Annotated in this window: 20 protein-coding genes; 4 read left to right on the forward strand and 16 right to left on the reverse strand. The window is 67.9% G+C overall.

Going from position 1 to position 20207, the window contains the following annotated elements; all coding sequences use genetic code 11:
* Positions 1-124: 124 nt before the first annotated feature.
* From NBT67_RS15760 to NBT67_RS15780, 5 genes are all read right to left on the reverse strand, one after another.
* Positions 125-1960, reverse strand: coding sequence for an FAD-binding protein (locus tag NBT67_RS15760; protein WP_251342714.1), 1836 nt, complete (start codon positions 1958-1960; stop codon positions 125-127).
* A 2-nt stretch (positions 1961-1962) separates the two neighbouring features.
* Positions 1963-2850, reverse strand: coding sequence for a succinate dehydrogenase/fumarate reductase iron-sulfur subunit (locus NBT67_RS15765; RefSeq protein WP_251342715.1), 888 nt, complete (start codon positions 2848-2850; stop codon positions 1963-1965).
* A complete protein-coding gene (locus NBT67_RS15770) occupies positions 2847-3227 on the reverse strand; it encodes a succinate dehydrogenase/fumarate reductase transmembrane subunit (protein ID WP_251342716.1) in 381 nt (126 codons plus the stop codon). Before NBT67_RS15770 ends, NBT67_RS15765 begins: the two co-directional genes overlap by 4 nt.
* A complete protein-coding gene (sdhC, locus tag NBT67_RS15775) occupies positions 3227-3655 on the reverse strand; it encodes a succinate dehydrogenase, cytochrome b556 subunit (RefSeq protein WP_251342717.1) in 429 nt (142 codons plus the stop codon). The genes NBT67_RS15770 and sdhC overlap by 1 nt, the downstream gene beginning before the upstream one ends.
* A gap of 88 nt (positions 3656-3743) precedes the next feature.
* Positions 3744-4745 (reverse strand): succinylglutamate desuccinylase/aspartoacylase family protein, encoded by a 1002-nt coding sequence (locus NBT67_RS15780; protein WP_251342718.1) that lies wholly within the window; start codon positions 4743-4745, stop codon positions 3744-3746.
* A 96-nt stretch (positions 4746-4841) separates the two neighbouring features.
* On the opposite strand from NBT67_RS15780, the gene NBT67_RS15785 reads away from it, so the two are divergent.
* Both NBT67_RS15785 and NBT67_RS15790 read left to right on the forward strand, forming a co-directional pair.
* Positions 4842-5525 carry a DUF1405 domain-containing protein gene (locus NBT67_RS15785; protein WP_251342719.1) on the forward strand — a complete coding sequence of 228 codons (684 nt, stop codon included), beginning with the start codon at positions 4842-4844 and terminating at the stop codon, positions 5523-5525.
* Positions 5519-6097: a DNA-3-methyladenine glycosylase family protein gene (locus tag NBT67_RS15790; RefSeq protein WP_425498924.1), complete on the forward strand. Its 579-nt coding sequence runs from the start codon at positions 5519-5521 to the stop codon at positions 6095-6097. The genes NBT67_RS15785 and NBT67_RS15790 overlap by 7 nt, the downstream gene beginning before the upstream one ends.
* Here the strand turns inward: NBT67_RS15790 and NBT67_RS15795 are convergent.
* From NBT67_RS15795 to NBT67_RS15825, 7 genes are all read right to left on the reverse strand, one after another.
* Complete coding sequence (locus NBT67_RS15795; protein ID WP_251342720.1) at positions 6094-7149, reverse strand: CNNM domain-containing protein; 1056 nt, start codon at positions 7147-7149, stop codon at positions 6094-6096. The two genes, NBT67_RS15790 and NBT67_RS15795, sit on opposite strands and share 4 nt — an antisense overlap.
* A gap of 32 nt (positions 7150-7181) precedes the next feature.
* Complete coding sequence (locus NBT67_RS15800) at positions 7182-8534, reverse strand: putative ATP-dependent zinc protease (protein WP_251342721.1); 1353 nt, start codon at positions 8532-8534, stop codon at positions 7182-7184.
* Between the two features lie 45 nt (positions 8535-8579).
* Positions 8580-9377, reverse strand: coding sequence for a hypothetical protein (locus tag NBT67_RS15805; protein WP_251342722.1), 798 nt, complete (start codon positions 9375-9377; stop codon positions 8580-8582).
* A gap of 69 nt (positions 9378-9446) precedes the next feature.
* Entirely contained in the window at positions 9447-10055 is a 609-nt protein-coding gene (locus NBT67_RS15810; RefSeq protein WP_251342723.1) for a zinc ribbon domain-containing protein, read from the reverse strand.
* Positions 10056-10059: 4 nt separating this feature from the next.
* Positions 10060-11205 (reverse strand): hypothetical protein, encoded by a 1146-nt coding sequence (locus NBT67_RS15815; RefSeq protein WP_251342724.1) that lies wholly within the window; start codon positions 11203-11205, stop codon positions 10060-10062.
* Positions 11198-12190, reverse strand: coding sequence for a hypothetical protein (locus NBT67_RS15820; protein ID WP_251342725.1), 993 nt, complete (start codon positions 12188-12190; stop codon positions 11198-11200). Before NBT67_RS15820 ends, NBT67_RS15815 begins: the two co-directional genes overlap by 8 nt.
* Positions 12191-13744, reverse strand: coding sequence for a hypothetical protein (locus NBT67_RS15825; RefSeq protein WP_251342726.1), 1554 nt, complete (start codon positions 13742-13744; stop codon positions 12191-12193).
* Positions 13745-13890: 146 nt separating this feature from the next.
* Here NBT67_RS15825 and NBT67_RS15830 point away from each other — a divergent pair, with 146 nt between their 5' ends.
* Positions 13891-14046 carry a hypothetical protein gene (locus NBT67_RS15830; RefSeq protein ID WP_251342727.1) on the forward strand — a complete coding sequence of 52 codons (156 nt, stop codon included), beginning with the start codon at positions 13891-13893 and terminating at the stop codon, positions 14044-14046.
* 258 nt (positions 14047-14304) lie between these two features.
* Here the strand turns inward: NBT67_RS15830 and NBT67_RS18075 are convergent, their stop codons facing one another.
* Entirely contained in the window at positions 14305-16368 is a 2064-nt protein-coding gene (locus tag NBT67_RS18075; RefSeq protein ID WP_343218019.1) for a double zinc ribbon domain-containing protein, read from the reverse strand.
* A 60-nt stretch (positions 16369-16428) separates the two neighbouring features.
* Here NBT67_RS18075 and NBT67_RS15845 point away from each other — a divergent pair, with 60 nt between their 5' ends.
* Positions 16429-17310 carry a zinc ribbon domain-containing protein gene (locus tag NBT67_RS15845; RefSeq protein WP_251342728.1) on the forward strand — a complete coding sequence of 294 codons (882 nt, stop codon included), beginning with the start codon at positions 16429-16431 and terminating at the stop codon, positions 17308-17310.
* A gap of 85 nt (positions 17311-17395) precedes the next feature.
* Here the strand turns inward: NBT67_RS15845 and NBT67_RS15850 are convergent, their stop codons facing one another.
* From NBT67_RS15850 to NBT67_RS15860, 3 genes are all read right to left on the reverse strand, one after another.
* Positions 17396-18145: a zinc ribbon domain-containing protein gene (locus NBT67_RS15850; RefSeq protein WP_251342729.1), complete on the reverse strand. Its 750-nt coding sequence runs from the start codon at positions 18143-18145 to the stop codon at positions 17396-17398.
* A gap of 127 nt (positions 18146-18272) precedes the next feature.
* The gene (locus NBT67_RS15855; protein ID WP_251342730.1) at positions 18273-19457 is read right to left on the reverse strand and encodes an ATP-binding protein; all 1185 of its coding nucleotides are present in this window, start codon (positions 19455-19457) and stop codon (positions 18273-18275) included.
* Positions 19458-19472: 15 nt separating this feature from the next.
* Positions 19473-20165 carry a hypothetical protein gene (locus tag NBT67_RS15860; protein WP_251342731.1) on the reverse strand — a complete coding sequence of 231 codons (693 nt, stop codon included), beginning with the start codon at positions 20163-20165 and terminating at the stop codon, positions 19473-19475.
* Positions 20166-20207 lie beyond the last annotated feature (42 nt).

The raw sequence follows: 20207 nt of genomic DNA on the forward strand, positions 1-20207 counted from the left end.
TCCTCGGCTTCCCGAGTTTTAAATCAAGCGGCCAATTCTCAGACAGAATAATTAGATGGATGACACGTCTGCGGTCGGCGGATCGTCTGGGTGACCCACCGGTAAACCGTGAGGATCGCCCGTATCAGTAGCTCCGCTCTTTCGGCTCGTAGGTCTTCGCTTCGCCCTCCAGCACGACCGGCTTGTACCAGAGTTCGGGCGCCCCGTCCGACCAGGAGACCATCGTGTGTTTGAGCCACTCGTCGTCGCGGCGCTCCTGGTGTTCCTTGCGCCAGTGGGCGCCCCGGAACTCCTCGCGGGCGAGCGCCCCGACGGTGATCATCTCGGCGATGTCCAGCAGGTTGCGCGTCTCGATGGTCTGGATCAGGTCCGTGTTGTACGTACTCGAGGGATCCGCGACGTAGACGTCCCGGTAGCGCTGGCGGGCGGCGTGGATGTCGACCAGCGCCTCCTTCAGCGCGTCCTCCTCGCGGAAGACGTTGACGTTCTCCGTCATCGTCCGCTGGACCGCCGCGCGGATGTCCGCGTGCTGGGTCCCCTCGTCGCGTTCCAGCAGGCGGTTCACGCGCTCGCGTTCGCGTTCGAGGGCGCGTTCGACGACGGCCTCGGCCGTCTCGGCCGTCGCGCCGCCGTCGGCCACGGCGTCCCCGTCCGCGCTCCACGGCTCGCCCAGTTCGACCGGCGGCTCCAGGGTCCCCGGCTCCGCGTCGGCTCCCCTGCCGACGGTCACGCGGGGGTCGCCCAGGTCCTCGCCCGCGGCGTGTCGCCCCGCGCGCTTGCCGAAGACGATCAGTTCCGGCAGAGCGTTGCCGCCGAGACGGTTCGCGCCGTGGACGCTCGCACACGCACACTCGCCGACGGCGTACAGGCCGTCGACGCAGGTCCGCCCGAACTCGTCGGTTTCGATGCCGCCCATCGCGTAGTGCTGGCCGGGCTTGACGGGCATCGGCTCCTCCAGCCCGTCGACGCCCTCGAAGTCCTCCGCCAGGTGGAGGATGTTCTCCAGGCGGTCGACGATGCGCTCCTCGCCGAGGTGGCGCATGTCGAGGTGGACGTACTCGTCCTCGATGCCGCGGCCCTCGTTGACCTCGGTCAACTCCGCACGCGAGACGACGTCGCGGGAGGCGAGTTCGCCGTCGTTGTTCGCGTACCCGTGTTCGAACATGAACCGCTCGCCCTCCTCGTTGTAGAGGATGCCGCCCTCGCCGCGCACCCCTTCCGAGATCAGGACGCCCGTGGAGGGAAGCGTCGTCGGGTGGAACTGGATCATCTCCATGTCCTCGGCGGGGACGCCCGCGCGGTAGGCCATCGCGACGCCGTCGCCCGTGTTCGCGACGGCGTTCGTGGTGTGGTCGTACACCTGTCCCAGCCCGCCCGTGGCGAGGATGACCCCGTCGCGGGCCGTGAAGGCCTCCACGTTCCCCGTCGCCGTCTCGTAGGCGACGACGCCGTGACAGGTCCGGTCCGTCGGCTCGTCCTCGTCCGACACCGCGAGGTTCAGGACGTACCACTCGTCGAACACCTCGATGCCGCGTTTCACCACCTGCTCGTACAGCGTGTGCAGGAGGTGATGTCCCGTCTCGGCGCCCGCGTACGTCGTCCGCGGGAAGGAGAGGCCGCCGAAGGGCCGCTGGGAGACCCGCCCGTCGTCGTCCCGGGAGAAGGCCATCCCCCAGTGTTCGAGCTGGATGACCTCCTCGGGACTCTCCTGGGTCAGCGCCTCGACGGCGGGGGCGTCGCCGAGGTAGTCCGACCCCTTCATGGTGTCGTAGGCGTGGAGCTCCCAGTCGTCGCCCTCGCGGAGCGCGGCGTTGATGCCGCCCTCCGCGGCGCCCGTGTGACTCCGGACGGGGTGGAGTTTCGTGACCATCGCCACGTCCGCGCCCGCTTCCTGTGCCGCGATGGCCGCGCGCAGGCCCGCCCCGCCCGCGCCGACCACGATGACGTCGTATTCGTGCATGGTTACCAGAACTTCAGGTTGCTCTTGACAGCCTCGCGTTTCAGCTCCTGGATGTGCTCGGTCAGGGGGATGTCCTTCGGGCACACTTCCGTACAGGAGAACTGGGTCTGGCACCGCCAGACGCCGTGTTCCTGTTCGATGATCTCCAGGCGCCGCTGTTTCATGTCCTCACCCTCCCGCTCGTCCATCGCGAAGCGGTAGGCCTTGTTGATCGCCGCCGGGCCGAGATACTCGTTGTCGCCCGCCGCGATGTTGCACGAGGACATGCAGGCCCCACACCAGATACACCGGGTCGAGGTCTTGATCTTCTCGCGGTTCTCGCGGCTCTGTCGTTGCTCCTCCAGGTCCCCGTCCGGTCGGTCGGTCGTCTGGAAGTACGGCTCGACCGACTCCATTTGGTCGTAGAAGTGCTCCATGTCCACGACCAGATCCTTCACCACCTCCTGGTGGGGGAGCGGTTCGATCCGCACCGGCTGATCGAGGTCCGACAGTTGGGTCTGACAGCCGAGGCGCTGGGAGCCGTTGATGAAGAGCGCGTCCGAGCCACAGATGGCCTGCCGACAGGAGTGTCGGAACGTGAGGCTGGCGTCGAACTCGTCGCGCGCGTAGATGAGGGCGTCCAGCACCGTCATCCCCGTCTCGTAGGGGACGTGGAAGTCGTCGAAGCGGGGCTCCTGTTTCCCCTCCACCTCGGGGTCGTAGCGGAACACCTTCAGGTGGTACCGCTCCGCGTCGGCGGCGGCGCGTTCGGCCTCCTCGACGCGCTTCCGTTCGCGCTCCTCGGCCCGCCGGCGCTTCTCGTCGAGGCGGCGGTCCTGTGCCGTCTCGGCCTCGGGGTCGGTTTCCGCGCTCTCCGTCTCGGCCTCGGGTTCGGGTCGTTGCGTGCTCATAGTATCGGGAGGAGGTCGATGCCCGCCCAGGCGTTCGCGGTGCGGAAGCCCTGCACCAGGAGGAGGAGGCTCGCGACCACGAGAACCACCTTGACGACCTGCCGTTTGGTTCCCGTCAGCCCCGCGTTGATCAGGGCGTTGTAGACGCCGTTGACGCCGTGGAACGTCGCGGTCACCAGAAAGAGGATCATCAGCGAGTAGTAACTCCACGTCTCCATCCGATTGGCGCTCATGAGGAAGGTCACCTCGTCCGCGTGGTGGACGAAGTGGAGGAGGAAGAAGTGAAACGCCAACACGACGATGAGGAAGGCAGCGGTGATCCGCTGCCAGAGCCACAGGCGGCCGCCGGCGGTGAAAGAGGAGTAGCGCTCGGCCATCAGAGCGACACCCCCGCGAGGAAGGTGGGCACGCTCGCGACGACGATGGCCCCGGTCAGGATCAGCGACGCGTAGAAGCTCCGGTCCTGGGAGCCGAGGCCGATCCCGAGATCGACCAGGAGCAGCCGGGTGCCGTTCAGGATGTGGAACACGGCCACCGCCAACAGCCCGACTTCGAGGACGCGAACCACCAGCAGACTCTCCAGCGTCCGGATCGTCTGCGTGTAGAGGTCCTGGTTCGCCGCGACCGTCGCGGGATCGGCGCTCGCCGACGTGAGGGCCGTACTCAGGACGGCCACGTGGGTGAACAGATACCCGATCAGCACCCACCCCGTAAACTTGTGGAAGATCCAGGCCCACATTCCCGCCGAGAACTCCCGCCACCGGCCGAAGTCCTCGATGAGGCCCCGATCGTAGGACTGACTCATGCTCGTCCCGCAGTCGGGACCGGGGTCGTATAGAAGTTACGTACAGCGCCGTCCCGAACGCCCCGTCGCAGTCCACCGATTCCGTCGATCACCGAGCCGCCTGTCGTCGCTCGACGATCCGCGCCGTCCCCTCGTCGAGGTCGGCCAGGTGACAGATGGGGTTGCCCGGGTAGACCACCGGGTTCTCCAGGACGCCGATCAACACGCCGGTGAACGGCGCCCGGACCGGTGTTCCGTCGGCCTTGAAGGGGTCGGTGATGGTGCAGATGCGTTCCCCCTCGCGAACCAGCCCCCCGCGCTCGTGGTGCATGTCGACGATGCCGCCGGCGTCGGCCCGGATCCACGTCTTCTCCGTCACCACCGTCCGCCACCCGGGCCAGCGGACCAGGTCGCGGTCCCGGAGGCCGTACTCCGCGAAGACGCTCTTGACGCCGTCGAGGGCGTCGTCGATGAGCGACCGCTCGAAGCGGTGTGCCTGACCCATCTCCACCGTCACCGTGGGCACGCCCGCACCCGTGGCCTCCCCCCGGAGGGTCCCGTCGCTCCCCCCGCCGTCGACGATGACGCTCGCCCCGAACGCGTGTGCCAGCCTCGCGACGTCGGGATTCGCCATGTCGGCCCGGACGTGGAGCATGTTCGTCCGCCCCCGCGTCGAGGTGTGGAAGTCGATGCCGAGGTCACAGGGCTCGACGAAGTTCCGGAAGATGGCGTGGGCCATCCGCTTCGCGCTCGTCGAGTCGGGATCGCCGGGGAACGACCGGTTCAGGTCCCGGTCGTAGATGGGGAGGTACCGCTGTTGGGTGAGAAAGCCCGGGACGTTCAACACGGGCAGACAGACGATGGTCCCCGTCAGGTCCGAGAGGTCCCACTCGAAGGCCACCTCCCTGACCACCTCGATGCCGTTGAGTTCGTCCCCGTGGGCCGCCGCCGAGAGGAACAGCGTCGGCCCCGCCCGCTCCCCGTTGACTATCGTGACGGGGATGCGCACCGGGTCGCCGAGATACGTCTCGCTGATTCCATAGCGGAGATTCTGCCGTTCGCCGGGGGCGACCTTCCCGCCGTTGTACGTGAAGGCCGCGTCCGAGGTCATACACCCACTCCGCGAGGCGCCTACTTAAATGGTCGAACGACGGATCGCCCCGTCGACGCGACAGCTTTTACCGCCGACCGGCCCTGTGACCCACCGATGGTCACGGTTTCGTTCGACGCCGGGCGATACGTGGAGTACTACCTCGGCAACGCGCCCAGCCTCTCGACGTTGCTCGTCGCCAACGGCGTCGCCTTCCTCGTCGGCGTCAGCTTCTACGTCCACTCCACGCCCACCTCCCTCGCCGACGTCCCCACCCTCCTCTATCCCCTCTTTGCCGACTCGCCGACCGCGCTCGCGCTCGTGACGCTCTCGCTCGCGACGCTCCTCCCGAACCTCGGCCGCCGTCGGGTCGCGGACGCCCCCTCCAACACCCCGCTGGTCTACCTCCACACCTTCGCGTTCGTCTGGCTGGTCAAGTACGGCCTCTGGACCGTCGTCGCCCTCAACCTCCACCCCGACCAGTATCTCGGGTTCGCCGGCGCGGCGCTCTGGGACTACTGGGGCATCGTCCTCACGCACCTCCTGTTCGTCGCGGAGGCGCTCGTGATCCCCTACTACGCCCGGACGACCGACCGTGCGCTGAAACTCGCCCTCGGCGCCCTCCTCGTCAACGACGTCTTCGACTACGCGCTCGGCTACCACCCGCCGCTCCGGTACGACCCCGGACTCGTCCTGATCCTGGCGACGCTCCTCCTGTCGGTGGGCGCCGTCGCCGCCGCCGACCGCCTGTTCGACCGGCCGGAGCGGTTCGACCCGCTGGCTCCGGGGGGTGGATCGTGAGCGACTGGCAGCGCGTCCTCCGGCGCGACCCCGTGATGGCCGAGTTGATCGAGACCCACGGCGACCGACGGCTCCGGCCGGCCGACGACGAGTTCCGCCGTCTCGTCGTGAGCATCGTCAACCAGCAGCTCTCGACGGCGAGCGCCGCGGCGATCCGCGAGCGCGTCTTCGACCTGCTCGGCGAGGTGACGCCCGCAACGGTGCTCGCGGCGGACCGGGACGCGCTCCGCGAGGCCGGGCTCTCGGGCACCAAGGTGGAGTACCTCCGCAACGCCGCCGAGGCCTTCCGGGACCGCGACCTCTCGCGCGAGGGCCTCGCCGATCACGACGACGAGGCGGTGGTCGACGAACTCACGACGATCACCGGCATCGGTCGGTGGTCCGCGGAGATGTACCTGCTTTTCGTCCTCGCGCGGGAGGACGTCCTCCCCCTCGGCGACCTCGCCGTCCGCCGGGGGCTCGAGGACCTCTACGGCTGCGAGTCACGCGCCGAGATGCGCGAGGTCGCCGAGCCGTGGCGACCCTACCGCTCGTACGCCACGCTGTACGTCTGGGACCACCACGAGAGCTAGTCGTACGCCCGGTCCAGCGGATCCTCCAGGTCGCCCATCACGGCTTCGAGGGTGTCCGTCGCGGTCACGAGGCCGACCACCTCGCCGTCCTCGAGCACCAGGGCGAGCTCCTGATCCTGCGCCTGGAACTGATCGAAGGCGTCGCTGACGGTCGTGTCCGCCGAGAGGGTCATCGGCGGCGCCGCGACGTCCGCGAACGTCCGCTCGCCGCGCTCCAGGGCTTCCAGGTGGGTCAGCACCGACGGGGTGTAGACGATTCCCTGCAGGTCGGTCAGGCCCTCGCCGACGAGCGGAAAGCGTGTGTGGGGGGTCGACCGCATCGTCGTGAGGTTCTCCTCGACCGACGCCGTCGTCGACAGCGCGACGATGTCGTCGGGATCGGTCACGATCTCCGCGACCGACATCTCGTCGACGGCGAGGGCGTTGAGCACTTCCTCCCGGCGCTCCTCCGGCACGTCGCCCTCGTCGAGCAGGGAGCCGAGCCGGTTCCGGAGCTCCGCGCGCGACTCGATCACCTCCTCCTCGGTCTCCAGCCACGCGCCGGACATCTCGATCCCGAACACCGACAGGGTCGCCTTGGCGACGCTGTCCCCGACCTTCATGATCGGGGAGATGAGCCACGCGAACCAGTACAGCGGCCGGGCGCCGTACCGACAGACGAACTTCGAGCGCTCGACGCCCAGGTACGTCGGGGTCTGCTCCCCGTGGGTCAGATGCAGGAGGTTGATGATGGCGTAGGCGATCAGGGCACCGGCGCCGATCCCTGCTAGCGCGCTCCCCGCGAAGATCGGTTCGAACAGCGCGGCCAGCGCGGGTTCGGCGACGATGCCGACCGCGATGCTGGAGGCGGTGATCCCCACCTGACAGCTCGTGAGGTAGATTTCGAGGTCCTGGGTCATCTCCCACGCCCGCCGCAACCCCGGCGTGTCGAACTCCGCTTCGGGGTACTGTCGCACCCTGGTGAGTGCGAACTCGATGGCGACGAAAAAGCCGTTCGCGAGGATGAGAAGCAGGCCCGCGATCAGGCGCAAGCCGAGTTCCAGCGGCGTCATCGCCCCCGACTTCAGGAACGAGGCTGAAAAGGCTACTCCTCCAGCAGTTCGCCGTCGCTTCGCTCCTCCTCGTCCGACCGCCGCCGGACGTCGACGCGGTAGTGTTCCAGCACGTCGCGGCCGAGCAGGAGGGGGTAGTCCATGTGGCCCCGGTCCTCGACGCTCGCGGTGACGGTGTGCTGGGTGCCGCCGATGCCGATGACCAGGTCGACGACCGGCCGGGCCTTCCCGGACTTGACGCTCCCCGACTTCACGCGCGTCATGCTCTTGATCGGCCCGGCGCCGATGTCGGCGGCCAGCCCCGTGTCGATGCTGGTTCGCGTCGCCCCGGTGTCGGATTTGGCCTTCACCTGCTTCGAGCCGCTCGTCCCGCTGACGATGACGTCCTCGATGTAGCCGATGACCGGGAGGTCCTCCTGTTCCGGCGGCGTGATCCGTGGCTTGCACGACGGCGTCGAGTCGTCGAGCGTCGCCGCCAGCGTGCTGACGCGCTCGTCGTCGACCTCCCCGCCAGCCTGCTCGATGGCCAGTTTCGCCACGTAGGGCGCCGGACTCGTCCCCGTCGCCTGGTAGAGCCCCTTGAACCCCGCCGTGGGGTTGACCTCGAGGACGAACCAGCCGTCCTCCCCCTCGATCAGGTCGACGCCGGCGTAGTCCAGCCCCATCACCTCGGTCGTGTACAGCGCCGTCTCCGCCGCCGTCTCGGGCAGGTCGTCGGTCGCGTCGGTCACGTCGCCCCCGAGGGCGACGTTCGTCCGCCAGTCGCCCTCCGGCGCGTAGCGATACATCGCGCCGACGATCTCGTCGTCGACGACGTACACCCGGAGGTCTCGGTGCCGGCTCTCGTCGCGCTCGACGAGGTCCTGCAGGAACGCCTGCCGGTTGCCGACCCGCGGGTTGACGGGTTCGGTGAGGTCGACCTTCCAGGTGCCGCCGCCGTGGGTGCCGATGGCCGTCTTGTAGACGCCGACGTCGCCGAACCGCCCCCGGCCGGCGTTGAGGCGGTCGTTCGACAGCGCGAGGAAGGCGTCGGGCACCCGGACGTTCCAGTCCGCGAGCGTCGCCGCCGTCGCGAACTTGTGGATCGCCGTCAGCACCGCGTCCGGTTCGTTCAGCATCGGCCGGATGCGGTTGAACGTCGTCGCCAGCCCCAGCAGTTCGGCGGGCTCGCTCGTCGTCGAGAGGAGGAGCCGGTTCGCGACCACGTCCACGTCCGGGTCGACCGTCACCTCGCTGTCCTCGATGGAGACGGTCGTGTTCTCCCGGCGCAGCCACACCGGCTCGTGACCCAGGTCCTCGACCGCGTTCAGGATCGCCTTCGTCTCCTTGCTGTTGTGGAGCGAGAGTACCCCGACGCTGACGCTATCCTCCGAGTCGTCTGGCATGACTCCGTGTTCCGGAGCGCCGCTCAAAGGCGTGCCGGTCGCCGGTCAGTCGCGGAGGTAGAGCCGCTTGGTCCGGTCGGCCACCCGCTCGACCTGTGCGCGTCGTTCCTCGCCGAGGTCCGACTGGCCGTCGGCGACGACGCTCAACTGGTCGACCAGCGACGACAGGTCGTCGCGGACCTCCCCGTAGGCGTCGTCGTCGAGCGGGTGGCGGTCGACGAAGTCGTGGAGTTCCTCCGCGCGCGTGAGACACGCGTCCGCTCCCTCGGTCCGGGCGGCGGAGAGGTGTTCGGTGAGCGAGACGGCGAGGTAGGCGTCGCCGCTCTCCGGGTCGTCGCCCGACGCGGCGCTCCCGCCGCCGCTTCCGCCTCCGCCCCCGGCAACGTCTCCGTCGTCGGGCAGTTCCGACAGCCCGCGCCGGGCCGCCTCCCGCTCGGCGCTGTAGGTCGCCTCCTCGCTCACCGTCTCGAAGGTGTCCGCGATCCGATCACGGAGATCCGCCGAGACGCCCCCTCGACCGATCCGACGGAGGCGGTCCAGCGCCGCCTCGCGCTCGCTCGAGTAGTCCGCCTCGGTGGCCAGCCAGCAGTAGGTGCTGACGACCGTCCCCGCGGCCGACGAGTCGCGCTCGTAGAGGTCCTCCAGTCGCTCCCGGGCCAGTTCGCGCTCCTCCCGGTGGGTGGCGTCCCGGGCCACGTCCGCGAGCGTCCCGAGGATCTCGCGGCGGCCGGCCTCGTCGGCCCGGTCGTACCGCTCCGCCAGCCGCTCCAGCGCGTCCCGCCGGTCGTCGCCGTAGGTCGATTCGAGCGCCTGCGTTCGGAGTTCGGTGACGATGTCGGTCATGCCAGTTCGCTCTCGTCGCGGTGTGGTTGGTGGATCATTAACGGGTGGTAAGTGTCTTGTGGGCGCTTCTCATTGCTCCTCACCGCAGGCGGGACAGAAGCCGGCGGTCGCCGGGATCTCGGTGCCGCAGTAGATGCAGAACGCCGACTCGTCGTTCTCCGCGCCATCGGGCTCCGGATCCGGATCGGGATCCCGTTCCGGCCCGCTCCCCGACTCGACGTCCCCCACCGCCGACTCCACGTGTTCGTCGCCGACGGTCGCGTCGTCGAGGACGCTGTCCGAGACGTCCGTCTCTCCCTCCCCGCCGATGGTCGAGTCCTGCACGACGCTGTCGTCGACGACGGTCCGTCCCTCGCCGGCGCCCTCGCCCGCACCGATGGACGAGCCCTGCACCACGCTGTCGTCGACGGTGGTGCTCCGGTCGTGGACCTCCGTGCTGTCGTCGACGACGGTGGTGCTCCGGTCGACCGTCTTCTCCTGGTCGCCGGCGACCACGTCGCCGTCCGCCTCGGCCGACTCCACGGCGTCGCTCGCGGCGTCGAGGGCGTCGTCCACCACGTCGCCGATGGAGTCGCCCCCGCTCGGGCTCTCGCCTCCGCCGTCGGCGTCCGCCCCTCCCGCACAGGCCGGACACTCGGCGCCGCTGTACACCTCGTTGTGTTCGTCGCAGTAGGGCATGCGTTCACTCCTCCGGTTCGTCCCCGGCGATGTCGGATCGGTTGACGACGCTGTCCTCGACGGTCGTGCTCTCGTCGTGGACTTCGGTGCTCCGGTCGATCGCCGTCGTGCTCTCGTCGACCGTCTTCCGCTGATCGCCGGCGACCACGTCGCCCTCGACGGTGATCTCCGTGCCGCCGACCGACCCGACGCTGGCGTACCGGAACTCCTCGATGTCCGGGGGATGTTTGCGGGTCCGCTCGATCATCGACTCGACGGTCTTGCGCACCTTCGCGCGCCGCTCGGTCGGCTCCTCGACCGTCCGCCAGGCGCGGTCGGCGATCTGTCCCTGTCCGTGGTCCGAGACGTCCGCCGGCACCAGCGCCGACCCCTCCCAGACCGCGTCCACGTCGAACACCCACGGGCCGACGGCGTCGACGTCGTTGTTCGCACGGACGTGCTCCAGGAGTTCCGGCGTGAGGATCCCGACGCGGTCGGCGATCGTCAGGGTGCCCTCGTCCGAGCGGATCTCGGGGTTGACCACCGCGACGTCGTGGCCGAGGGTCACGTCGTCGCGCGCGCTCACCGAGACGGCAACGAGATCCGACGCCTCGACGATCCCCTCCGAGCGCACGTCGCCGACCACGACCAGGGGGGCGTTCGCACGCAGCGTCGTCTCGGCCGACACCGTCCCGTAGACGACCGTCGGCTCCTCGATCGTCACGTGGTCGCCGATCACGTCGCCGTACACCTGCACCGGCCGCGGCTCCCAGTCGTCCATCCGCGACCCCGGCGCCGTGACGTCGACCTGCCCCTCCGAGACGACCGACCCCACGACCCGCGCGCCGACGACCGGTGCCGACTCGCCGTCGTCGGCCCCGGAGTGGACCGCGCCGCCGTGTTCGAGGCTGACGGCGCTGCGGCCGAACACGTCGCCGCGGATCTGGACGCCGTACTTGCAGTCCACCTCGTCGGCGTAGATGCCCACGTCCTCCTGGGGCTTGTAGATCGATCCCTTCTCCAGGGTGACCTGCCAGTTGAGCTGTCGGTACGCGTTCTCGCGAGGGACGAGCACCTCCTCACAGGTCTGGTCCGCCCTGACCGTCGCGAAGTTCGTGTTGTCGGTTTCGACCTTGTCGGAGGTGATCGCCCCCTTGGCCTCCTCAGGCATCGGTCGTCACCTCGCGTCGGGCCGTCGACCCCTCGGCCCCGTCGCTCGGCCGGCCCGACCCCCGCGTGTCGCGGCCCAGTTGGTACTCCTCCAGCGCGTCGACGAAGCGGTCGAGCGTCTCGTCGCGCCGGCGCAGGAACTCCGGATCGGCGAACTCGCCGTCCTGTCGGGCGAGCCGGTCGCGGACGTCGTCGCGCTGGGCGTACTCGGTCACCGCCTCCGCCATGTCGCCGTAACTGTGGGTGGGATGCTCCCGCAGGTAGTTCACGTAGGGCCGCCCCCGGGTCGCCGACTCGTCGGCGCTCCCGCGCGTCAGCACCGGGAGCACCCTGATCTCCTCGTGACCGTTCCGCTCGATGCCGACCACCCAGAACGGGACCTCGACCGTCGTCGTCCCGGAGATGCCGGACAGCGGCGTCTGGAGCGAGTCGATGGTGTTCGCGGTCTTCTCCCGGTCGTCGAGGAACTCGTTGATCGCCGACAGGAACCCGTTTCGGCTCTCGATCACCGAATCCAGCCGGTCGTCGTACGTCCGCGCCGATCCGTCGCTCAGCCGACTCGACGCCTCCGCCGTCCGGGTCCGGTGTTCCTCGACGTCCGTGAACTCCGTCTCCACCTGCTCGAACTGCTCGCGGTTGCCGGAGATGGCGCCGACGAAGCGGTCCTTCAGGCGGCGGATGCTGTCCCGGTAATCCTCCAGCACGTCCCTGCGGCGGCGCTCGAACTCCGCGCGCTTCTCGTCGACCTGCTCCTTGAGGTCGTCGACCAGCCCCTCCATCGCCTCCCGCTGGGCGGCGGCTTTCGTCTGCTCGATCCGCTCGAAGCTCTGCTCCAGCTGGTCGATGCGGGACTCCAGATTGTCGAGCTGTCGGTTCGTCTGCTTCAGCGTGCTCCGGAGGTCCGAGATCTCGCCTTTGATGCCGTTCGCGGCCGCCTTCCCCACCTGCTTCGCGCTGCTTCTGGTGAGTGAGACTTTCTCGGCCATCTATCGCAGCCTCCGTTCGACCGTCTTCGCGGCCTCGTAGTCGGACCTGACCTGGTGGTAGTCGCGCTCGGCTCGCTCCTTGATCTGCTCGTACTGTGTCATGTCGATCATCTTCTGCTCTTTGTTCTGTCTGACCTCCTCGGCGTCGCGTTCCAGGTCGTCGGCGCTCTCCATGATCGGTTCGCGGAACGCGTAGTAGAGGCTCCGCCAGGTCTCCCCGAAGACGGCGCCGCTGTCGGGAACCCGCGCCGTCTCCACGTCGCCGTGGATCTCGCAGTGCCCGCCGTCGCTCCCCATGTCGGGGAGGGTGTTGAACGCCCGCTTGAGTTCCTCGCTGAGTTCCGGGATCTCCCGCTGGATGTCGTTGCGGATCTTCTCCGTGAACTCCCCGTCGTACCCCTCGTCGAGGTCGCGGTCGCTCAGGGCCGCCCCGAGACTCCCCGTCTCCGAACTGAGGATCTCCGATACGAGATCCAGACGGCCGTCGATGTCCTCGACGCGGTCGGCCAGACACTCCGCACACACGTGTCGGTGGACCGCCGCGTCGACCGTCTCCGCGTACGCGTCGTAGTGGTCGGTGACCGCCTGCTCGTTCGTCTGGAGTCGCTCGGCGAACGCAGTCGCCCGCTCGTTGACGAACGTGCGCTGTTCGCGGGCCTGCGAGAGCAGGTCGCCGCTCACCGCCTCCTGCTCGACGCCCCGGATCTCGTCGACCTCCGCCTCGCTCTCGGCCGCCGACCGTCGGGTCGGCACGCCCGGCAGGTCGCTCCCCTCGGCGAGGTAGCCCCGCTCGGCGAGCCGTCGGATGCTCTCGCTTTTGGCGTCGTTCGCGTGGACGTTCACGTCGACCACGTCGTGGGAGACGTCCGACGCGATGTCGGTCATCCGGTCCATCTGGTCGAGCAGCGGCCGTTCGAGCCGTCCGTGGTCGGCCACGTCCGGGGCGAACTGCTCGGCGAACTCCGGCGAGACCACCGACTCCCCGCCCAGCGTGTCCTCGTAGGCGTCCATCAGTTCCTCGAGGCGCTCGCCCTCCGTCGTCAGCGCGTCGCCGTCGATGTTCGCGAGTTCCAGTCGCGTCTCCGGGGCCTGATTGAGCCCGTCGAAGATCATGAACCGCTCCTGGTACGGGACCAGGTAGAACGGCACCGACACCTGTGAGACGAACGAGACTTCGCCGTCCGGTTCGTTCTCCCGGAGATTGCGTTCGTTTTCCTCGATCCGTTCGACCGCCTCCTGGTACTGTTTGTACGCGTACCCCCCGCTCCCCGCGGCGACCAGCAGTCCGACCCCGATCAACGCGAGCGAGGGACTGTTCCCGCCGATCACCCCGAACAGCACGAGGAAGACGCCGACGCCGACCCCTCCGATACCGATCACTTTCATCCGGTCCTTCCGATCCTCCGCCTCGTCGATGGCGTCCTCGTACTGTTTTCTACGCTCGAAGAATTCCCCTGCTGCGTCGGCAAACGCTCGGGCTAGCACCTCGGTCCTCGCGACTCGACCGTCGGTCGGACCATCGCCCCCGAGCATCCCCGGTGCCTGATAACTCATACGGCCAGAAATTACCGACCCGCTACATAAAATTGGGGTCCAATTCGGGGACTCCGAGCGGATCTTCCGACCGACGGATCGGCACCCGATCTTCGGGAGGATCGACGGCCCGAAGGCCTATACGACCCTCGTCCGGAGGGGAGAGTATGCAAGTGCAGGTTCTCGAGTTCCAGTACGAGTCCACCAGCATCGAGGAGATGGAGTCCCAGATCAACGCGTACCTCGATCACCACGAGGTGTCGGACGTGCAGTTCTCCCGCTGGGAGGACACCATGGTCGCCTTCTTCGTCACCGAGGGCTGAGCGGCGACGCGTCCGGGTCGATCAGCAGTTTCGAGGCGGAGCCCCCGACCTCAAGGAGCGAGGCTTCCGACTGGTCGGAAGCGCGACGCGGGTAGGCCGGGGAGGAAGCCGACACTCCACGACACAAACCACGAGACAGTAGTTGAGCGGCAACGGCTATCGGCCAACCGCCGACAGTTGATCGCCGGGAGTCCACATCAAAGCCTCTCCCTCAACGAGCGAACCGCGTATGCGGTGAGCGAAGTAGGGTGGGGTAGTTTACGGGAACTCCTGTCCGCACTCCATGCAGAAGGCGTTGGAGTAGGGCTCCTCCGAGCCACAGTTCGGACAGACGAGGAGCTTCTCGGGGTCGTCGTCCTGTGCGTCGCCACCGCCCGCGTTGCCGCCGTCGCCCTGTGATCCGCCGTCGCCCCCACCGGAGCCGCCCTGCACGATGGTGGTGTCGCCGCCCGACGACCCGCCGCCCTCGCCGCCGACGATGACGTTGTCGGAGGTGTCCTCCGCGGCCGCCTCCGCCGCGCCGCCCATGCTGTCCATCGCCTTGTCGGTGGTCCGCTCCATGCGGTCCATCGACCCCTCCATCATGTCTTTCATCTCCTCGCGGAACTCCTTCTGGTCCTCGACCCGTTCGCGTTCCTTCTCGGCCTTGTTGGCCTCCTGTCGGGCCTTCGCCAGTTCGTCGCTCTTCTGGGCGCCCAGCGAGTCGAGTTGGTCGGCGTTCAGGTTCTCCGCCTTGTCCATCTTCGCGAGGTCGGCCATCTCCTCGCCCGCGTCGTCCATGCTGGCGAGGGTCTGGGCGTCCACGTCGTCGCGAGCCTCGAGGCGCTCTTTCTCCACTTCGACCTCGTGGCTCTCCTTCTCCATCTCCATCTCCTGCTTTCGCTCCTGCTTGTCGAGTTTCTGCTCGTCTTTCTTCCGCTTGAGGTCCATCAGGTCCTCGATTTCGTCGACGTCCTGTTCGTGTTCCTGCTCCCGCTCTTTCATCTCCTGCTCGTGGCGGATGTCCTCGCGCTCCACCTCGGATTCGGTCCGGCGGGTCTTGACGTCCTCCTCGTGTTCGACGTTCTCCCGTTCGGCCTTGTGGCCGTGGCGGCGCTGCTTGTCGTCGAGTTCCTGTTCCTGTTCGAGTTCCTGCTCGTCGAGCGCGTGGTCGGCGCTCATCTCCGCGGACTCCCGACGGACGCGCTGGCTCTCCTCGTGGACCTTGTCCTCGGTCTGGCGTTCCCGCCCCCGCCGGTCCAGTTCGCTCTCGCGGTCCTTGATGTCCTCTTTGTCCTCGCGGATGTCGACGTCCTTGCGACCCTGTCGGATCTCCTCGCGGTCGTCGTCGTAGTCGAAGGAGATCAGTTCGACGAGTTCGAGCCCGTTGCTCTCGAGGACCGACCGACACTGCTCCTCGATTTCGCGGGCGACCCGACGCTTCACCTCCCGGCTCCCGTAGAGCTCCTCGTGTTCGTACTCCGAGAGGGTTGTTTCGAGGGCGTTCCGGATCGCCCGCCCGAGCAACTGGTTGAAGGTGCCGGTCGTCAGCACCTCGCGGTCGGCCATCATCGACCGGAAGAACGTCTCGGGGTCGTGCATCCCCACGTCGAGTTCGACGGTGACGTCGACGAGGTAGTCGCCCGCCGTGCGAACGTCGTCGAACGAGCGGGCGACGGTGGTCCGTCCCTCCTGCACCAGTACGACCGTGAGGTTGTGACTGGTTCGGAGCTCCCGAATCCGCTTGCCGAGGCTGTCGAGTTTGTGCTTGCCGGGGTCGAGCGTCTCGACGAGCTCCCCGTTCTGGAGCAGGAGCGCCCGGTTCCCCGCCTCGATTTCGACGTCCTTCCGGCGGCTGAGCGTGGCGAGCAGTCCGTCGCCGTCGAGCGCCTCCCCGTCGACGCGCTTGGCGAACTCGTCGCCCGCCAGCCGCCAGCTTCCACCTTGGGCGTCGCTCCCCGACCCCTGCTGGCCCGCGGACTCGGTGAGGTCCTGGCCGCAGTTGGCACAGAACTGCGCGTCCACCGGCAGCGACTCGCGGCAGTTCGGACAGTTCGACGACAGCGACTCCCCGCAGCTCGGACAGAAGTCGCCGTCCGACGGCACGCTTCCGCTACAGTTCGGGCATGTCGAAGGCATTCGTTGGATCTCCCGTGGTTCACGAACGCACGCCGGACTCCCCCCGTGGCGCGCTCGTCGAACCTCGTTATCGAGAAACATGAAACGAGGATGGGAATAAATGTTGCCCCGGGCGCGACGGCCGACCGCCCGCGCTCGGGACGACGTCCCCCGCGACGGAACTGCCCCCCGACTCACCGGCCCTCGCGACGCACGAGAAAACATTCTAAAGCCAACATGTCGGACGGGCAAAGATTGAAGGTGATCGATTCGCAGCCTCCTCGTATGGTAGTTGCACAACTACTGTCGGTCGTTCTGTACGGGGCAGCGGTCGCGGGGGACCATCCGGACATCGACACGCCGGACAACCTCTCGAACTTCAGCGGGTTCATCCGCATCGGAGCAGTCATCCTGCTTCTCGTCGGCTTGGCGATGGCCATCGGAAACCTCAGCGGATCGGCGCTGGCCGCGACGGGCTTTGCCTTCCTGGTGGTCATGATCCTCGGCGTGTACGACTACACGATCATGGCGAAGAAAAAGCGCAAGGCGGCCAAGGACACCGTCGCCAAGGCCGGGAAGGAGTACCTCGACACCAAAAAGGAAATCGAGAAAGGCCCCGACGAGGTGACGAACGTCCAGGGCGACATGGTCGACCGGAAGAACCAGCAGACCCACGTCGATCAGAGTACCACCAACGTCGACACCATCGATCAGAGCACCACCACCGTCGACCAGAGCAAGACGGTCAAAGACCAGCGCACGCAGGTCGAGGACAGCGTCGTCAACCGATCCGACATCACCGCCTCGGCCGAGGGCGAAGGACACGCCCCGAGGGGCGCGAACCGCGGCGGCCAGCAGCCCCAGGGCGGTCAGCAACCCCGAGGCGGTCAGCAACCTCAGGGTGGCCAGCAGCCTCAGGGCGGCCAGCAACCCCAGGGCGGTCGCCGGTCCGAAGGCGGTCAGCGACCCGACCGAACCACACAGGGCGGCCAGTCACACCCGGATCAGGGCTCCCGGGGCGGCCGCCAGCCCCAGGGCGGCAATCGACAGCACGAGGCGTCCGGGGGCCAGAGTCAGTCGGGGGGCGGCGCCCAGTACTGCGCGAGCTGTGGAGAGGAGGTCCAGGCGGACTGGAACACGTGCATCAGCTGCGGATCGGACCTCTGATCGGACTGTAACTGTGTGCCGGTGAGCCGCCGAACGGGTGGCGGTCCACCGGTGGTGACTGCCGACCCGATACACCGGTGACGCGCTACTGAACCGACGACGAACAGTACGGGCAGTGACCCGCCTTCTCCGGAATCTCCTCGCCACAGTAGGGGCAGAACTTCGTTCCGCCGTCGTCCGCGGCGTTCGGCGACGCCGACTCCTCGCCCCCGGCAGCGGCGGACGCGGGACGGCCGCCGCCGGACTCGCTCGCCGGCGATCCGGAACTCCCCGACCGGTTCGGTGACCCCGCTCCGGCGTCCGCCGAGGCGGTCCCGCGGCCCTGCTGGCGTTCGGGCTGTCGGTGTTCGGACGCCTGCTGCGGTTCGGGTCCCCCTCGCTCGCTCGCCTGCTGTCGCTCGCTCGCCCCCTCGCCCGTCGGTTCCGTCCCGCGCCGCTCCCCCGATTCGTCGGCCGCCGGCGCACTCTTCGATTCGAGCAGATCGTCGCGTGCGAGATACCCGAGGACCAGGCCGATCCCCGAAACCGCGGCCCCGCCGACCGCTCCGCTCGCACCGGCCGCGAGCGACGCGAGTATCGACAGGACGAGCAATCCCATCCCCGCGTACCACGCGTACCCGCTCCCCCGCCGGATCCAGAGCCCCATCCCGACGTTCAGCAGGGCGCCGACGCCGTAGACGCCCAGCACGACCACGATCGTCTCGGAGCTCCCCGGTCCCATGCCGCTCGGCGCCTGGCTCAGCACCCACCCCAGAACCGCCATCGCGACGACCGAGAGAACGCCCAGTGCGAGAAAGTAATTCGACCACCACTTGTCCCACCGTCGAGCTGTCATATGGGTGTTCCCTGACGGACAACCGGCAAAAAAGCTGCCGACGATCGTGTCGGATCAGTTACCGTCCGACGGGTCGGGGCCGTCTACCGGTCGGCGGTCGGTGGTGTCGACTGGCGGGAGTGCGGCGCTACCCGCTCCAGTGGTCGAGGCTCGGATCGGTCTCCGCGAGCGCCTGCTCCAGGTGTTCCTGGCGGATGTGTCGGATCTCGTCGTCCTCGACCGCCTCCTGTAGCGCCGCGAGCGCCGCGTCGTCCGCGACGACTTCGAGGTCCCGCCCGGAGTACCCCTCGGTCGACTCCCGGATCCGCTCCCAGTCGATTTCGTCGGGAAGCGCCGGCCGGTTTCGCAGGTGGACACGCAGGATGGCCTCGCGGGCCTCCGGTCCCGGCGGCGGCACCTCGATGCGCTCTTGGAAGCGGCTCGTCGCCGCCCCGTCCACCTCGTCCGGGATGTTGGTCGCCGTCACGGTGATGACGTCCTCGCCCCGGGTTTCGGTCAGCTCCGTCAGGAACTGGTTGACCATCTGACGCTCGCTCTGGGTCTTCTGGGAGCCGCCGCTCCGGGAGGGCATGAGGGCGTCCACCTCGTCGATGAAGACCAGACAGGGCTGGTTGTCCCGCGCGACGTCGTAGAGTTCCGAGACGTTGTCCGCCGCCTCGCCCACCAGGGAGCTGGTGATGTCGTTGGGTTCGACGTCGACGAAGTTGTAGCCGAGCTTGCCCGCCAGCGCTCGCGTGATGTACGTCTTGCCGGTCCCCGGGGGGCCGTACAGCATCACTCCGTTGACCACCCCGAGGTCGTACTCCGCGTACAGGTCCGACCGTTCGAGCGGGTCGATCACCTTGTCCCGCAGCGTCTCCTTGAGGTCGTGCATCCCCCCGACGTCCTCGAAGTCCAGATCCGGCGGAGGCTCCAGATACTCGCCGGCGTCCTCGACGGACTCCGAATCGGCGTCGCTGCCGTCGCTCGCGTCGGCGTCGGGACTCCCCGACCCGCCCCCGCTGCCGGCGTCATCCGACGCGCCCGCGTCCCCGTCGCCCGACTCCATGTCGTCGACCTGCTCCGTGGCGTCGAGGGACCCCGAATCCCGGAGCCGTTCGGCGACGTTCGCGAGGTTCTGCGCGAGGTCGCGGCGCTTCTCGGCCAGCGAGTCGCTGGACTCGGTGGCCGCCAGGTCCGCCATCGCGTCGGCGCACTTCTCGTAGTAGGCCGCGGCCTTCTTCGCTTCCCCCTGCGCGCGGAGTTCGTCGGCCTTCGCACGGTACTCCTCGTACCGGTCCTGGAGGATGTCCCGCTGGATGTCGTCTTCCATGCGTGGACCGGACGATCAGAAGCCGTGTTCGCTCATGTCGTCCTCGATGTCGACCTCCTCCTCCTGGATGTCGACGGACGCCTCGACGTTGGCCGAGACGCTCGAGGTGTCGTCATCGACGTCGATCTCCTCCTCCTCGAGCTGTCCCTCCTCGACCTTGTTGATCTCGTCTAGCACGTCGTCGTCGGAGCTCATCGACATGTCGCCGGAGGTGAAGTTGAAGTCCAGGCTCCCCTGGATGCGCTCCATCATGTCGACCTCCATGTCGAAGTCGACCATCTTCTGCTCCATCTTGGCCTCGAACTCCTCGACCTGGAGGTCCTCGTCCATCACGTCGTCGATGGCGAGGTCCGGGTTCTTGCTGCTCTCCTGCTCCTGGAGCAGTTCGCGCGCGCCCTCGATGGAGAGGATCGTCCCGTACTTCATCGAGGTCTTCTGGTACTTCTTCTGTTTGAGCTCGTACTGCTTCTTCTGGTTTTTCGCCTTCTTGGCGAGGACCTGCTTTCGCATGTCGTCCTCGCCGGCCGCCTCCTTCACCAGTTGCTTGTACTTGCTCCGGTGGTCCTCGATCTCGTCCTCGATGCGGTTGCGCTGCCGTTCCAGCTTGATCTTGTCCCGACGGAGGTCCTCGTCGGAGTAGACCTCCGTGCTCAACAGCGTCTGATCCGTCGTGCCGAACTTGTCTTTGACCCAACTACGGACTTCCATGATTCGTGTTACGTAGTCGTACCGTCATGATTGTTTCTCCGT

The sequence above is a fragment of the Haloplanus sp. GDY1 genome (assembly GCF_023703775.1).
GTDB lineage: Archaea > Halobacteriota > Halobacteria > Halobacteriales > Haloferacaceae > Haloplanus > Haloplanus halophilus.